This window comes from Mesobacillus sp. (assembly GCF_047739415.1).
In the GTDB taxonomy this organism is placed as follows: Bacteria; Bacillota; Bacilli; order Bacillales; family Cytobacillaceae; genus Mesobacillus.
On the sequence record NZ_JBIQOE010000036.1, the window covers coordinates 14,454 to 29,165 of the forward strand.

Below are 14,712 nucleotides of genomic sequence, written 5' to 3' on the forward strand. Positions count from 1 at the left end.
GTCGTTTTTTTATTGTCTTTTTGACAAAATTAGACGAAAGGGGTAGATGCTTTATGGTAACAAACTTAGTTACAGCGGTTCTAATTGGTGGTTTCATGGGCTTGATTAATCATGCTCGTCGAAATAAAACTATATTAAAGCCACGCAACACCAAAAGGACGTTTTTTCCTGGCTTTTTGCTGGATGTATCTATTAGTGCAATGGCGGCTTTGGCGGCTGTTGCATTCGCTGAGCCGGTAAGCACAATGAAATTGATTGGTATTGCTATTACTGGCGGTTTTGCGGGTGAAGGTCTTCTGGCTAATTTGGCTGTGGAAAATCAACAAAGAAACTCAGAAGCCCTTAAAGAAGTGGCTTCCATTGAGAATTCTCAGTTGCCAAGTCCTAAGAAACCAGGCAACAAGCAAGAGCAAAAATAAATTGTTCTTGCTTACATATGAACTGCATAGGGCAAAAATGGTATAATATTATTAAACAGACTAGGGAACTTGATAAAGGAGGATTAACCTATGCGTCTTAGGGACATTCTTACCGAAGAGGAAGATCAAAAAGTCCAGGACCTCAAAATGGAACTACTTGATGCTCATAACGAAAAAGAGAGGCAATTAATTCTGGAAGAAATCAAAGAAATTTTTGAAACGGCTAAGCGAAGGTTCTATTCGAACTACGAGAATAAAGAACAGGCTGCTTCCGTCGAACTAGGTACAACATATCCGATCATACACGAAAAATCGAATGAACAGGTTATGCAGTAGAAAAACGTATTCCCATATTAAAGGGAATACGTTTTTTATTATATTCAGGAGGAGAGAAAATAACCGCCATGTGGTGCTTAATTCAAAGAAGGGCATTATTACCTGATAGGGATAGCGATTTTATTGAAAATTGGACAAGTAAAACAAGGTGCCGGTATCCATGTAATCTAATCTCTAAGCTAATTGGAGTAAAAGATTCTTGCGAAGTCGAGTATAAAACAGTTGCGCTGTCCAAAGGGGGGGCGATTGGGATTTACCCTATGTAAAATTCAGAGCGAAGAGGATTATTTAGAATTATTTTATAAGTGAACCAAAATTAAAATCCGTGGGGCAAAGAATATTGATTTCTTTGCTTTTTTATTTAGGAGGAGAAATATGTTTATCAAAAAGAAAAGACCAGCCGATCTTTTGAATACTGAAGGAGCATTTTATGATGTCACTCTTATTGAAGATATAGATGCTGTAGGAGTGATGAAGACTAAAACTATTCGCGGAGAATTGCGAGGGTGGTTTTTCGATGATAATCGAGGCCTCGCAACTGTGATGATATGGGAAATCGGAGCCAACCGGGCAGAGGATTACTATGAAGGTGATATAGTATCGGTCAAGCCCATCGAAAAACCTTTTTTCAACCCTTATAAGGGTAGAGTGGTTTACTTAGGACAAAAAGTGGATGTTTATCGCAATCTACACACCAATAATGGTTATAGCATCCGCTGTGCCAAAACTGGTCTTGTGTTAGCTCATTGCAGCTCTGTATGGTTAAAAAACGCTACCTTCCATGTATCAGAAAGCGGGCGGCAAAAAACTATCAAAGAAAAAAGAAAAAGGGTCCACGCCTTTATAAGGGGAGAGTTAGCAGGTTATAACCAACCTGTTCCAGATCATTTTCTACAGGTGGTTTATAACCCTTATTTCACTCCGTCATTTACAGAGGTCGGTTCTAATAATCCCATCGATGCAGCAAAGGAAGTACATTGTAGCGGCAAGTATGCTTATATTCTTCCGTATATTGAGGGGGAAGCGGAGTATGAGAAATAAATTTCCGAAGTGGATTTTTAAGGAAAGAAACGATGAACTAGCGGCTTTTAAAAATCTCAGGTGTGTAGAAGGCTTTTCTTTTGCTGTCAGAGTAGGATATGACGGAGTATCAGTGTTTGGGAAAAACGGTGAAAGGCCTAGTTTTTTCTATATGAATGAAATTGAATTGGCTAAGCTGGAGGATTTTCAAGGTAGCAAAGGAGAGGGGTTTGCATCCTTTGAAGTCGGTTGTGTAAGAAGGGATGGGGGTCTTTGGTTTGCTGAATGTTTATACAATCCTGGAGTTTTGGAAGAAGACTTTGAAGAATTGAAGTTGATTTTAAAAAACTTTCACCGTGATTGTTATGAACGTTATCTTCCTACTGATAAGCAACTGAAGAGAATTCAAAGAATGATAGATATCCGTGGAAAACAATTTGTTGAAAGTTACTATTCTTCCAAATTTCCAGAAGGAGATTTCGAACACTTAACAAAGAAGCAAGCTCAGAAAATTATTACTGGGTTGCAATGGATTGAGCCAAGGAAGCCGATCGGCGGAATTTGTGTAAATGAAGAGTGGATTTCATAGATTGGAAACTAGGAGGAATTATTATGAAAAACAGAGTGATATTTTTCAGTGGGGGTAAAAGCAGCTTTTCTGTAGCTGATTATGTAAAAAACAAGTATCCAGAGGACAATATTTTGCTTTATTTTACAGATACTTTATGGGAAGACGAAGACTTGTACCGCTTTATTCATGAAGCTAGTAATAAATTGAAATTACCATTGCTGATTCACAGCCGCGGAATCACTCCGCCGCAGCTCATGGTGATGCAAAAATTCATGGCCAACAGTAGAGTAGGAACTTGTTCTAAAGAGTTAAAAATGAAAGTAGCGGCCGATTACTTTAAAAAAGGTATCGTTCCTGAGATTGAGATATGGCACAATAAACATTTTTTAAAAAGTGAGTATTTCACTGAAGATCCCACTTTATATTTTGGTATCTCTTTTGAAGAGATGCACCGGGAAATTCCTATCCGTGAAAATTGGAAGCCCTTTGATGTGGCCATGCCGCTAATAGATAATGCTATTGATAACGATGAGGTTTTAGCTAAGTGGAACATAAGACAACCGAAATTGTACCTTCAAAATTTCAGTCATAATAATTGTGGAGGGCGTTGTATTAAGGGAGGGCAAAGGCATTTTTTAAACCTCCTTCTAAAAAATGAAGATCGTTACATGGCGTTGATGGAGCAAGAAATTATAATCAGTGAATATATCCGTTATTCCAGGCAGTGTAAAGGAAAGGATTATTTATTTGACGAGGTTTGGAAGTTTGTCACAACGGGCGAGAAGTCTGCAAAGCTTCAGCATATTATTGACACTTTCAAATATACAAAAAACTGGAACTTCGGTGATCGAACTTCCCCGTATACTTTTATGAAGAAAATGGGACTTGAGGAATTAGAAAAACGGCCAGCTCAGTGCGATATGTTTGATTATGGCGGCTGCGGCTGCTTCGTTGAGTATGGAGCTATGGCTGTGTAATACAACCATTCGCAAATAATCGGAGAAGGCAGGGTGTATGAGTAGAACTGCCTTTTCTTATGGGGGCATACACATGGATAAAAACATAAAATTAATTCGAAATTTACGAACGAGCATAAATAAATACGGAAACCCTCGGATATTTTTAGAACCGGTGGTTCTGGAAGCTGCACATTTTGAAGTGGGTGAATCCATTTCATATACCCTCACCAAGACGGAACTCATTATCAGGAAAGCTGAAGATACTAATTATAAAGTGGCCAAGCGCAAACGTCCTTCATGGCCAAAGCACAGACCCTTGATTGACTATTCTAATAGCGATTTATCAGTGGTATTTCAGGCCAGGGAGAAGATAGATATTCTTGTATCAGAGTCTATAATTATTATTCGGAAAGAGAAAAGTTTCGATCTCTGTGTCATAGGACAACCTAGGCTTGGGTTGGGAAAAGATTTAAAAAAACTGACAGTAGCGAGCTTTCCGTCAGGTGCGGGAATTGCTACGGCCGCTTTAGAGGACACAGGTTTTTTCGAGAGTAAAATGGGGGCGGATGTTTGGGATATAGCAATCGAAGCCTACATGCATAATTTCAGACAGGGTAGCAGTTATCTCGGTGATATAAGGGGCTTAAATCCATCTTATGTGCCATCCGTTGATGTTGCATGGCTTAGCCCACCCTGTGTTGAATACAGTTCCCTTGGCCGGCTTTCAGGCGGAGTATTGGAAGGTTTAGGACCTCATTTTGCCAGATTGGTGTTAGCGGCGAATCCAAAAGCCATTATCATCGAACAAGTACCTTCCTATTTTCATAGCCGTTCATTTGAACAGCTGAAAGGCATGTTGTCCCCTTTATTTCCTACTTGGCATGTCAGTACCCTAGACGCCTATGATTTTGGCAGTGTAGCTGGAAGGAAGCGTGGATATGCTGTTTCATTTGCTGAAGCGGAGGAGTTCTTTTTTCCTGCTAAACCTCGCCTTCCTGAGCATAGAAGGGCAACAGTTGGAGAAATCATCGGTCCCGAATGGGAGGAAGGGAATTGGCGGCCGATAAAAGGTACGACAATGGAACATTTATTAAATAAGAGCGGAAATAATAACTTTTCTGCAGATAAAAACCGGACATTGGTTAGTTTCAATGATAAGAGGATATCTTGCATCATTGCCAACTATTCCAAAATCAATGTTACTTCTAGCCATCTTAGGCATCCGGAAAATCCAGATTTGTGGCGACTTTTCCGATCGGATGAGTTGGCGCGGTTTCTAGATGTGCCAGAAAGATTTACATTTCCGGACTTTATTTCAGAAAGTCAGCGTACTCGGCTACTTGGCCAGTCCGTGGCGGCTAATGTTGTGAGAGCGATTGGCATAGAGGTTGCTTACACCTTGTTGAAACAGAAAGTAAAGAAAATGGCAAAGCAACGGGACGTACTCACTATCGAAGAACAAGCAGATAAACAATTGGCTTTTATTATTTAAAACGAGAGGTGTTTATTATGAATAAATTAGGTGTTGAAGTATTTAAAAAGGAAGTTAATGTGGGTGATGAATTAAGCGTAAGTACCAGGGAGTATTCTTATCACGGAACTGTTTTGGAGATTAACGATGATAGTTTTGTGATTGATGAGGGAATCATGAGCTTTGATGTTTATTACGCACATGTATGGGTGTACTGCAAATTATAAGCGTGGAGTATTAGCGAGAAGGGGATAAATATTTCCTCTTCTCTTTTTGCGAGGAGGTAAAAACAAGTGAGTAAAATAAGAGATTTTTACTGGGTTTTTTATAAGTTAAAGACAAACAAGTACTTAATCCTTGCGGATTGTGATCATAAGAATGGGGGACTTGGCGATTTATTAGATGATGGATATGAAATAGTTTGGGATAGCGCTCTTTCAAAAGAGGCGGCAAAGAAATCTTTAAATGAACAAATTGAAACCTATCTAGAATGGTATCAAAGGGATTTCCCTTTAGAAGCGTTTCCGCTAGAGGCACCAAGCGCTGTAAAGTTGGAAACTGTCCCAATCACTTTCAAGGTGGCAACAGACTTTGTAAATAAACACCATAGACACCATGGCGCTCCCCAAGGGCATAAATTCTCGATAGGCCTAAATGACGGAGATAGACTTATCGGTGTGGCTATAGCAGGAAACCCTATCAGCCGACACAATGATGATGGCAGGACATTAGAAATCACAAGATGTTGCTTAAAAAGCAGCGTATATAAAAACGGAGTGTCTAAATTGCTTTCGGCAGTTTATCAGGTGGCAAAAGCAATGGGTTACCATCGAATCATTTCCTACACTTTGGAGGAGGAGAATGGCATCTCTTTGTGCGCCTCTGGATTTTATCTTGATAGAAATAGTTGTGGAGGATCCTGGAGCAGTCCAACCAGACAGAGAGTGGACAAGGCACCAATTGGACCTAAGAAAAGATGGACTAAAAAAATAAAGTGAAATGGAGGAATACTTCTTGGACTTTTTCTTAAATCTCTTGCAGTTACCATCCATGTGGTTCTTGGCATTGGGAGTAGTCGTAGTAGTCATAGTTATCAAATTTGTTCGTTCGGTAATAGGTACTCTTATAAGTATAATCTTCACAGGAATTGCACTTATTAGAGTCTATCTCTTTCTGAGTGATAAATTTTAAAAAATAAAAAGGTGAAAAGGAATCCCGTTCAAGACATGGGAATCCTTTTCCTTATATACTTTGCGCTCTTTGGCAGGAGCCCTGTGACCATGACGTATAGGAGGGATTATAGATGTACGCTGAATATCGACTTAATGCCCGAAGCGTGGAAAGAAGATTTCAACGCGAGGTTATAAAAAAAGGATATTACCTAACCGCTAAAGGTTGTATAAACCGTTTAATCGATTATAGGAAAACAAAAATAATCATAGCTACCGAAAAGGGGGAAGGAACTATATCCATCAGTAGAAAAAATATCAGGAAAGCGATCAGTTACTTTTATTTTAAACGAACTGCTGTAAGAGAGGATTTTTCCTTTTGTAATTACACATCGGCCATCTTTGCCATAGTCTATGCTTGTTTCAGTGGTATCTCCAAGTTGCAGATATTAAAAAATGGATTGTATAGACTTTCTATGAAGGGAACGCGCTTTTTTGCCTCTGGCCTAGAACGTGACCCTTTTATATTTAAGACCCTAAAAGAACTCGGTGGGAAGTACGTTCTCTATAATTATAAAAATGTGATCGAATCTCCTGGTTGCCTTGAAGAGTTAGATAGACATAATATGTACTGCTTAATAGATAGCGGTGCTTTCACCCTGTTTAACGAGCGGAAAAAATTAAAAAAGGCAGCGCATAAGCAACAAACACTTTTTGCGGAAGAATCCCTCGATGAAATGGTATTGGAAGGCTATGCTAAGTTTATAAATGAGAACATGGAAAATCCGCGAATTCTTGGCTTTTTTCCTCTGGATTGTGTTGGCAATCCTGAAAAAACAAAAAATAACTACCGGAAACTTGTTCGCCTTGCTCCAGCTGCAACCATTTATCCGGTGTGGCAATGTACCGATTCAGTTGAAGAACTGAACCGTCTAGTATCAGAAGAACATGAGATGATTGGTATTGGCGGCCTGGTCCCATTCTTAAGCAAGAGAAAACCTTTTGTAAGGGAGATACTTGCAAAGGTAACTACTAGGCATCCTAATGTAAATTGGCATGCATTAGGTGTAGCGGATGAGCTTTTAATGGATTATGGTATTTTTTCAGCAGATTCAACCGCTTTTCTTAATGCTCGCAAGTATGCTGAGGGGAGACGAATCTACTTGCCTAGTGGTGAGCGGGTTAAAGTTCCTAATGAGATGGATACGATAGAGATCATCAAACAGAATCTTCTTTTTTTAATAGGATTAGAGAAGGTTTCGGAGCCCCAGTTATCGTTCATTCTCTAGTATAAAAGAGTCTGTCCCTAGTGATAGGCTCTTTTATTTAAATTAGAACATTTATCCATAGATGGGCTTGTTTTTATGAAATGAGGTTGGTATTATCTATATAAATACATATCAAAGGGAATGCCCCTGGACGAACGACATGCGATTTTCTCATGTCTTTTTCCAGGGGTTTTTACTTTTTGAAGGAGGAAAAATGATGTCAGGGTTGAATAATGAGAGGATTATTAAGGAGGGAACATACCGAACCAATTTGTTATTGCCTTGGTTAACAACCGATCTCTCTTTAACGAATAGGCGGTTTAAAGGGTATGATCGAAACACGCTTTTGGGCTTAATTCCGCTTGGAAAAAATGAAGTAACCATTCCTTTAAAGCAAATAGCCAGCGTTTCGACCTCTACGAAATTCCACATAAAAAGGTTTTTAGGAGGATTATTCGTAACCTTCCTCGGTTTAGGGTCACTTTCAGAGTTAGGACTAATGGGTATTATCTGGACCCTTATCGGTCTTGGTGTTTTATTAAATTCTTATACATCTACTCTCCAAATCACCAACAATGCAGGACAGAAAGTGCCTATTCAAATATCCATTCTTGAAAAGGGAAACTTACAAAGCTTTGCTGGAATTGTCAATGATACTGTTGCTGAGGAAGTCAGCTAAATTCCCGGTATTTTATTAATATTGTAGGACCGTATTCTTTGAGGTATTATGGTATTAATAGAATAACCAATGGGAATGCCCCAAGTAAACGTAATGAACTTACGTTTCTTGGGGCTTTTCTGTTTTTATTAGGAGGAATTTATGAGTAAGGTAGTGAAAATGTCTATTGCTTTTGCTGTGGGCTTCAGCGGCTTATCCGGATTAACTGCTAATGCGGAATCGAACGATATTCCCAAGCGAATCGATTCACAAATAGAAAATCTACAACTGCAAATCCACAAGATGGACAAAGAAATTAACATTATTCAAAATGAAAAGTCTTTGCTGCAGAACCAGATTGATAGACTGCAATCGGCTATCGTCGCGAACGAAAAAAAGGTTAAAGAAGCAGATGTCCAATTTCGGAATTTGGAAAAAGAAATATCTTTAATAGAATCGGAAATCGATCGAATGAGGATAGACATGGGGGTAGCACCTGTACCAAAAAATAAAACAACATATTTTTCATTGGATTTAGTACAGAACAAAATTGCTAAACAAACACCAACTTTATCTAATGAGGAATTTCTGTTGATCAATGCTGAAAATCTGGCCAGCCTTCTTCGCAAACAAACGGAACTCCAGGAAAAGATAAAGCAATATGAAAAAGTAGAAGTGGAACTTTTAGGAATGACCAGTCTTATAAATGAGCAGTTTGTTGAGAAAACTTCTTTGCTGGAAGAATTGGATAAAAAAGAGATGCAAACCCTTTCCCAAAAAGAAAATCTCCAACAAGAAAATAAAATGCTGACAAAGCAAAAATCTGCAATAGAAAAGGCCATAGAAAATGAAAATGCTCGAAAAGAGGGGAGATTAGTATTTTCAGATTATACACCCTCTTTGGCTGCCGAGCACGGCAGTATAAAAGTTGATAATGGAAAGGTACCCCAAGAGTATATGAAATACTACTTGTATGGGGAACAAGCTTACGGAGTTCCTTGGTATTATTTAGCTGCCATTCATAAAATTGAAACTTCCTTCTCTACTCATCCGACAATGGTTTCTTCTGTTGGCGCGGTTGGTGCAATGCAATTCATGCCTAGTACATGGGTGGGCTATAGATACGAAACATCAGGAGGGTTGGTATCTCCTGGTGTAGATATAACCGACCTAGAAATGATAAATAAAGGGGGAGGTTACGGGGTGGATGCGGATAATGACGGTATTGCTTCTCCATGGAGCATTGCTGACAGTGTAGCCGCTGCCGCGAAATACCTTTCATCGAATGGCTTCTCAAAAAACAAGGAAAAGGCCATTTGGCATTACAACCATGCTGATTGGTATGTGCGTAAAGTTATTGCCCAGGCTGAATTATACAAGAACAGCAACAAGATCACTGCAGATGGAAAGGTTGGATTTACTGCCAGCACTGAAAGTAAATTGATCACTGTAGGAAAACGGTGGATTGGCAATTCAGTGTATGTGTTTGGAGGCGGAAGAAATCAAGATGATATAGCACAAGGTAAATTTGACTGTTCAAGCTTTGTGTATTGGGCTTTTTCCCAAACTGGAATTAACTTAGGCGAACTGACTTCTGTAAGTACAGAAACCCTCAAGAATGTTGGAAAACCTGTAAATGTTGATGAAATACAACCTGGAGATCTTGTGTTCTTTGATACCTATAAGAAGGATGGGCATGTAGGAATTTACATTGGGGAAGGTAAATTTATTGGAGCTCAAAGTTCTACCGGTGTTGCGATTGCAGATATGTCACAAGGGTATTGGAAAGAAAAATTTAATAATAGAGTCAATAGAGTCAATAGAGTCATTCAATAAGCGGGTTGAAAATAATTCGCATCCTATGATAAAATATTGCTTATTCGATACTCGTTAATGGGACGACCCCAAGTAGGAAGGTTTTATCCTTCTTATTTGTGGGTCGTTTTTGTTTTTTCAATAGTTTGCTGGGAGGGTTTTAATTGAGAAAAGCGAATCTTGGGGATTTAATTTCATTTGAAAGAAGAGATATCCAGCTTGAGGGAAGAGTAGAAATAATCCGCGATAACAGTATGATTGTAGAGATATCACGCGAAGCCGCTTTGCAACTTGGTTATGAAAACAATAAAACCGTTGTTAAGCACAACCATTATATTATCAAAAGTATTCTGCATTGAAGGTAGCGAAATGGATAAATTTAATACAATAAATACATTGAAAAAGGTTTGGTTTTTTGGAATATTTTTATTTGGGATATTAGCCTTTGTAATCGGGAGTTTAAGAGGCACTTGAAGAATAAAGGTATAAAGTTGAAATTAGAAAGGTGGGCACTTAAAAAGAGCAATGTCTGAATTAGAGAGAGAATTGCAATATGTAAAAGAGAAACTAGGAACCGTTTCTTTAAAAACGATTGCTAATAATTTAGGGAAATCTACTGAGGCTATCGGGATGGCTTTATACAGAAAATATGGTACTCAATGCACCAAAACTTTCACCGGAATGATCACGGCTGGAGAATTGGCCAAAGCGTTAAAGGTGGATCGAAACACAGTGATCGGTTGGATAAATAGGCATGGGTTGAAGTCGGTACGAAAGGTTACCCACAGCAAAAAGAAGTTTACCTTCATTGAAGTAGAACACTTTTGGGAATGGTGCTACTACAATTTAGAGAAAGTGGATGTGACCAAGATTGAGCGGCTTGTGTTAATTCCTGAACCCGATTGGTTAGAAGAAGCGCAGAAGCTGCAACGGAATACAAAAAACTATAAAACTTGGACTACCCAGGAAGAATACAGGCTCTTGGAACTTGTTGAATCCGGAAAAAAATACGGTGAAATTGCAAGAATTATGAATAGGACTACCAGCTCTATAGAAAAGAAATATGGACGTTTAAGAGCATCCTTATCTAAAAGTAGAGATTTAGCATAATCTTGTAAAACGACAAGAAAGTTTGTACAAAAAATTGCTGCTAAACACTAATATGCGGGAAATTGCACATACTTTTTTGTCCTAATTAAAAGACAAAAATCTTTGTACATTGTAAACATAAGACAAAAAACTGTGTACATCATTGACTGCTAGTTGCATTTAGCCATGTAGCTTTTGATTATGAATAGACAAAAGGAGACACGTACACAAATTCTTGTCTAATCTGTTCGGAGTTTTTTGTCCTTGAACAAATCTTGAATGAGCTTAAAGTATACGCTTTCAAGCTCTTTTTTGTCTTTTTTTTGAAATGTTTTGATTTTATAACCAGTGGGAATTTTTTTAGTTTAAAAGAACTCACCAATAACTTTCTTATAGGAGAATGAAGATGATAATTGCTACCGATATTTATGTACAAGATAATGATGATGGCAGAGTAAGTATGATCTATGATAGGAAAGACATTTCAGGTTGGATAGTTGAAGTTGTGGGTATCGGGGATGAGGAAAAGTTTGAAGGTGTCTTTAGAACAGCAATAAGAGATGGAAAAGAATGTGAACAGTTTACTCTTTACCCAACTAAGGATTCGGATTATACCATTGTACAAGTTCGAATATATAAAAATGGTGATGTTCTTACTTACGGTTTTGTTCCTGTTAATGTAGTAGTCTTTAAGCGGAAAAAGAAAATTAAAATTGAATTATTATGTGATATTGAAATCAATGATACAGGAGAGTGTTCTATAACTTTAATAGAAGACTATTGAAGCGCAAATTTTAGAAGATATGTAGAACAATGGAAAAATAAGTATGACAGGGGAATACCTCATCTTCTTTTTCTGTTGTCCATATATTTTTGCGTTAAATCATAATTTAACGAATATTATAGTTGAATTTAATCCAGTCATGGTATAATATGATGTCCGTTGAAGAGAATCCACCTACATAAATGAAGAGAATGTTCCTACATTCCTTCCATTTCAGTGTTTTAGAGCAAAAATCTTAGTTGCTGCCCTAAAACCACTGAAATTTTTTTTGAAAAGAACGTGCCTACATAGATTAAACTTGAAGAGAATGTACCTACATACATAATTTTTGAAGAGAAATTACCTACATTAGTCTTTTATTGTTCTTTAGGCATATTAAGTTTATTGATTGCATTCTTTAAATCCTCATTCTTCAGATGTGTATATATCATTGTAGTTTCAATTGATGAATGACCTAACTGTCTTCTTAACTTGGGTACATCGTTTATTTCAGAATGGTACCGCGTTGCGAATGAATGTCTTAATTTGTGTACTGATAAGGATGGTTTCCCGAAAGCAATTGCGTATTTTTCAATTAATTTCTCGATAGCTCTTCCTGATAGTCTTCTGGTGGTTCCTTTAGGACCCATAGGAGCTGCAACAAATACAGCTTTATTTTCTCTCGGAATATTGTATTTATTACCCCTAACACTTAAATATGCTTTTAAATCAGCCATTGCTTGCTCACTAAAATATACGTATTGTTCTTTGTTTCCTTTTCTTATTACTCTGACACAGTTTTTATTAAAATCGATATCCTCTATATTTAACCATACTAATTCAGATAACCTTAAACCTGACCCTAGAAATAAAGATACAATAGCTGTATCACGTTCCTTATTCAGATTATAAAATGTAGTAATCCTTTTATTTGATTTATTTATTTCACCGTAACCCTTAGCAACAAATAGTCTAAAGTCTGCATATTCGTCACCAATTAAAATCTTACCTTCCATTCGGTTTGCAATTGTTTCAGGATCCTCAGACACATCATTAAATTCAATTTTAGCCATTACATTACGGGTTAAATATGGTTCGAGTTTTTCGGTTTCAGCCACATTTTGCAAATAATTGAACAGTGATTTCAAAGAAGATAACTTTCGATTTATGGTTATTTCTCTGTTGTCTAACTGGAACTTTAAGAAGCTGAGAAAGTCCTCGATTTGTTGAGTAGTAAGTGTCTCAAATAATGACAGCGGAATTTCATTTATTTCTCCATCATAAAAACCTTCAGACACCAACCAATTGAAAAAGATCTTAAAATCATGACAGTAATTAAGCAAAGTGCCTGGTGATAGTTTTCTTTTTTTCTTATCAATATATTCTTCTACAAACCATGGGAGTTCATTAAGTAAAGAATCAAGTTTTTTATAATTTTGGGACTGAGAGTTATTTTTCATCAAATTACTCCTTAGGAAATTAATGTTCATTATAATATTACATCAAATTCATATTTTACGTAATAATGTTTTCGAACCTCTTTTCTTGGAGAAACTGTTCAAGAAAAAATTTGTAGGTCCCTATTCCATGTTTTGTTCGAACCGGGGCACACGAAAACAATTCGTATTTTATAAATACCTTTGTCCTTAGGTATAGCTTCAAACCTATACCTCCCCTCTGCCTTCCAATTTAAAAAGGTGTTAGAACACCAAGAATTAATTTAATATATTTAAAAAAGATTAATACCTTTTAAAAAAGCCCTTCTCCTATGAAAAGAGCTAATCCACTGACGACCTAACCTTCAATTTATGATTATCCTTTTAACAGTTTTTGTTGCTCTTCTATAAACACGCCTTGAATTGCATTAATGTCCCAATTAAACTTTTCAAACAAATTATTTAATAGCTCAATTGCGATCGTATTACCATTAGATAGTAATTCCTCAACCGCAACGTTTATTTCTAAGTGTGCTTCGTTCTCTATAGTTGAAATATAGTCACGGAAAAGCGTTCTTGTTGCCTCATAGAAGAAAAGTTGTCTTCCTTTAATACCATAGCACTCTATTCTTATTGTAATTTCATCTCCTAGTATTTTTCTTTGTGCTAACCTTGTTGCAAATTCAAATATCTCTGTGAATAAATAGAGCGAACTAATAATCTCTAATCCCTTCCCATTTACTCTTTTTTGATACATATCCTCCATATACTCTTCGTACATAGACTTATAGTAAATGAATTGTCCACTCTTATAAAATCTTAATAGCTCTTTGAATTGACCGAAATTTTCTTTAGATTGTACATAATTATTTCCATTCGAAAAACCGTTCAAGTGTGGGAAATCCCATCCTCTCAAACTCAACTTGTTGTCTTGTAATATATTTCTACAATTTTCCAATGTTTGAATTCTATCTTCTTCATAAAAAGTAGGTCTTATTGTAATTTTCCAATAGCCTCTTTTCATAATGAGATTGACAACTTCATCATCTTCAATACCAACTAACTCTTTAGCATAGCTCTCCTGGGACGTATCGTCGTCAGCTAGATGTAATCCAGAATCTCTGACCCTCATATAGAATTGTCTTATTCCCTTGTTTATTGCAAGATCCATTAATTCTCTCATTTCTGATTGAGACCTAATAAGAGCAGATTCTGGCTTTGTTTTTGATCTTGAAAAAACTGCTCCTTCTTTTAGTCCTTGTTCACCACTCCTTTTACAAATAATGGGCAATTCATCAAACTCAGGAATCCTCATTAAAATAAAGTACTTTTTATCATTCTCAATTGGATACATATGGAATGCTACAGGAGGATCTGCGAATTTATTAACCTCAACTACAATATGATCATAGTTTAATTTTACGTAATGCTCCTCTTCCATACCTGTTAATTTCTCTAAGCCTTGTTTTTCATCATCAATGCCAATGATAAGGTTCCCACCATCTTTGGTATTACTCATAGCTAAAATACATTTTACGATCTTTGCTTTATGCTGTGGATTTCCCCAATCGTAGGTTTTCTTAAATTCTATATTCCTCGTTTCTCCACCAGCCTCTAACAATTCTAATATTTTTTCAAACATTAAATCAGCTCCTGATAAATTTCTTTAACACTAGCAATATTTTACCATTTATTGGATAGGAATCACTAGGAAATATATCATTTTATAGAATATAGT

16 protein-coding genes are annotated in these 14,712 nt (G+C 36.9%); 14 read left to right on the forward strand and 2 right to left on the reverse strand.

Annotated elements, in window-relative coordinates; all coding sequences use genetic code 11:
• The first annotated feature begins 53 nt into the window (after positions 1-53).
• The 14 genes from ACH0QE_RS02570 (at position 54) to ACH0QE_RS02635 (ending at position 11,559) form a co-directional block, all read left to right on the forward strand.
• Positions 54-419 carry a DUF4257 domain-containing protein gene (locus ACH0QE_RS02570; RefSeq protein WP_415778766.1) on the forward strand — a complete coding sequence of 122 codons (366 nt, stop codon included), beginning with the start codon at positions 54-56 and terminating at the stop codon, positions 417-419.
• Between the two features lie 90 nt (positions 420-509).
• The gene (locus ACH0QE_RS02575; RefSeq protein WP_415778767.1) at positions 510-755 is read left to right on the forward strand and encodes a hypothetical protein; all 246 of its coding nucleotides are present in this window, start codon (positions 510-512) and stop codon (positions 753-755) included.
• 375 nt (positions 756-1,130) lie between these two features.
• A complete protein-coding gene (locus ACH0QE_RS02580; RefSeq protein WP_415778768.1) occupies positions 1,131-1,796 on the forward strand; it encodes a hypothetical protein in 666 nt (221 codons plus the stop codon).
• Positions 1,786-2,364 carry a hypothetical protein gene (locus ACH0QE_RS02585; protein WP_415778769.1) on the forward strand — a complete coding sequence of 193 codons (579 nt, stop codon included), beginning with the start codon at positions 1,786-1,788 and terminating at the stop codon, positions 2,362-2,364. Before ACH0QE_RS02580 ends, ACH0QE_RS02585 begins: the two co-directional genes overlap by 11 nt.
• Before the next feature lie 23 nt (positions 2,365-2,387).
• Positions 2,388-3,323, forward strand: coding sequence for a phosphoadenosine phosphosulfate reductase family protein (locus ACH0QE_RS02590; protein ID WP_415778770.1), 936 nt, complete (start codon positions 2,388-2,390; stop codon positions 3,321-3,323).
• A gap of 73 nt (positions 3,324-3,396) precedes the next feature.
• Entirely contained in the window at positions 3,397-4,797 is a 1,401-nt protein-coding gene (locus ACH0QE_RS02595; protein WP_415778771.1) for a DNA cytosine methyltransferase, read from the forward strand.
• Positions 4,798-4,814: 17 nt separating this feature from the next.
• On the forward strand, positions 4,815-5,003 hold the full coding sequence (locus ACH0QE_RS02600; protein ID WP_415778772.1) for a hypothetical protein: 189 nt from the start codon (positions 4,815-4,817) through the stop codon (positions 5,001-5,003).
• 66 nt (positions 5,004-5,069) lie between these two features.
• The gene (locus ACH0QE_RS02605; protein ID WP_415778773.1) at positions 5,070-5,774 is read left to right on the forward strand and encodes an XF1762 family protein; all 705 of its coding nucleotides are present in this window, start codon (positions 5,070-5,072) and stop codon (positions 5,772-5,774) included.
• Positions 5,775-6,079: 305 nt separating this feature from the next.
• On the forward strand, positions 6,080-7,234 hold the full coding sequence (locus ACH0QE_RS02610) for a hypothetical protein (protein WP_415778774.1): 1,155 nt from the start codon (positions 6,080-6,082) through the stop codon (positions 7,232-7,234).
• Positions 7,235-7,427: 193 nt separating this feature from the next.
• Positions 7,428-7,892: a hypothetical protein gene (locus ACH0QE_RS02615; protein ID WP_415799162.1), complete on the forward strand. Its 465-nt coding sequence runs from the start codon at positions 7,428-7,430 to the stop codon at positions 7,890-7,892.
• 141 nt (positions 7,893-8,033) lie between these two features.
• Complete coding sequence (locus ACH0QE_RS02620) at positions 8,034-9,707, forward strand: NlpC/P60 family protein (RefSeq protein ID WP_415778776.1); 1,674 nt, start codon at positions 8,034-8,036, stop codon at positions 9,705-9,707.
• 143 nt (positions 9,708-9,850) lie between these two features.
• Positions 9,851-10,045 carry a DUF2187 family protein gene (locus ACH0QE_RS02625; RefSeq protein ID WP_415778777.1) on the forward strand — a complete coding sequence of 65 codons (195 nt, stop codon included), beginning with the start codon at positions 9,851-9,853 and terminating at the stop codon, positions 10,043-10,045.
• A 166-nt stretch (positions 10,046-10,211) separates the two neighbouring features.
• Positions 10,212-10,796 carry a hypothetical protein gene (locus ACH0QE_RS02630; protein WP_415778778.1) on the forward strand — a complete coding sequence of 195 codons (585 nt, stop codon included), beginning with the start codon at positions 10,212-10,214 and terminating at the stop codon, positions 10,794-10,796.
• A 385-nt stretch (positions 10,797-11,181) separates the two neighbouring features.
• Positions 11,182-11,559 (forward strand): hypothetical protein, encoded by a 378-nt coding sequence (locus ACH0QE_RS02635; RefSeq protein WP_415778779.1) that lies wholly within the window; start codon positions 11,182-11,184, stop codon positions 11,557-11,559.
• 356 nt (positions 11,560-11,915) lie between these two features.
• Here the strand turns inward: ACH0QE_RS02635 and xerS are convergent, their stop codons facing one another.
• A complete protein-coding gene (xerS, locus tag ACH0QE_RS02640) occupies positions 11,916-12,998 on the reverse strand; it encodes a tyrosine recombinase XerS (RefSeq protein ID WP_041965261.1) in 1,083 nt (360 codons plus the stop codon).
• Between the two features lie 352 nt (positions 12,999-13,350).
• Positions 13,351-14,616, reverse strand: coding sequence for an ATP-binding protein (locus ACH0QE_RS02645; RefSeq protein WP_041965260.1), 1,266 nt, complete (start codon positions 14,614-14,616; stop codon positions 13,351-13,353).
• Positions 14,617-14,712 lie beyond the last annotated feature (96 nt).

Excerpts from the sequence above, each read along its gene's own strand:
- ACH0QE_RS02635 (WP_415778779.1), top strand. The coding sequence starts at position 11,182 with ATGATAATTGCTACCGATATTTATGTACAAGATAATGATGATGGCAGA.
- ACH0QE_RS02590 (WP_415778770.1), top strand. The coding sequence starts at position 2,388 with ATGAAAAACAGAGTGATATTTTTCAGTGGGGGTAAAAGCAGCTTTTCT.
- ACH0QE_RS02570 (WP_415778766.1), top strand. The coding sequence starts at position 54 with ATGGTAACAAACTTAGTTACAGCGGTTCTAATTGGTGGTTTCATGGGC.
- ACH0QE_RS02575 (WP_415778767.1), top strand. The coding sequence starts at position 510 with ATGCGTCTTAGGGACATTCTTACCGAAGAGGAAGATCAAAAAGTCCAG.
- ACH0QE_RS02615 (WP_415799162.1), top strand. The coding sequence starts at position 7,428 with ATGATGTCAGGGTTGAATAATGAGAGGATTATTAAGGAGGGAACATAC.
- ACH0QE_RS02585 (WP_415778769.1), top strand. The coding sequence starts at position 1,786 with ATGAGAAATAAATTTCCGAAGTGGATTTTTAAGGAAAGAAACGATGAA.
- ACH0QE_RS02645 (WP_041965260.1), bottom strand. The coding sequence starts at position 14,616 with ATGTTTGAAAAAATATTAGAATTGTTAGAGGCTGGTGGAGAAACGAGG.
- ACH0QE_RS02620 (WP_415778776.1), top strand. The coding sequence starts at position 8,034 with ATGAGTAAGGTAGTGAAAATGTCTATTGCTTTTGCTGTGGGCTTCAGC.
- ACH0QE_RS02630 (WP_415778778.1), top strand. The coding sequence starts at position 10,212 with ATGTCTGAATTAGAGAGAGAATTGCAATATGTAAAAGAGAAACTAGGA.
- ACH0QE_RS02580 (WP_415778768.1), top strand. The coding sequence starts at position 1,131 with ATGTTTATCAAAAAGAAAAGACCAGCCGATCTTTTGAATACTGAAGGA.
- ACH0QE_RS02595 (WP_415778771.1), top strand. The coding sequence starts at position 3,397 with ATGGATAAAAACATAAAATTAATTCGAAATTTACGAACGAGCATAAAT.
- ACH0QE_RS02610 (WP_415778774.1), top strand. The coding sequence starts at position 6,080 with ATGTACGCTGAATATCGACTTAATGCCCGAAGCGTGGAAAGAAGATTT.
- ACH0QE_RS02600 (WP_415778772.1), top strand. The coding sequence starts at position 4,815 with ATGAATAAATTAGGTGTTGAAGTATTTAAAAAGGAAGTTAATGTGGGT.
- xerS (WP_041965261.1), bottom strand. The coding sequence starts at position 12,998 with ATGAAAAATAACTCTCAGTCCCAAAATTATAAAAAACTTGATTCTTTA.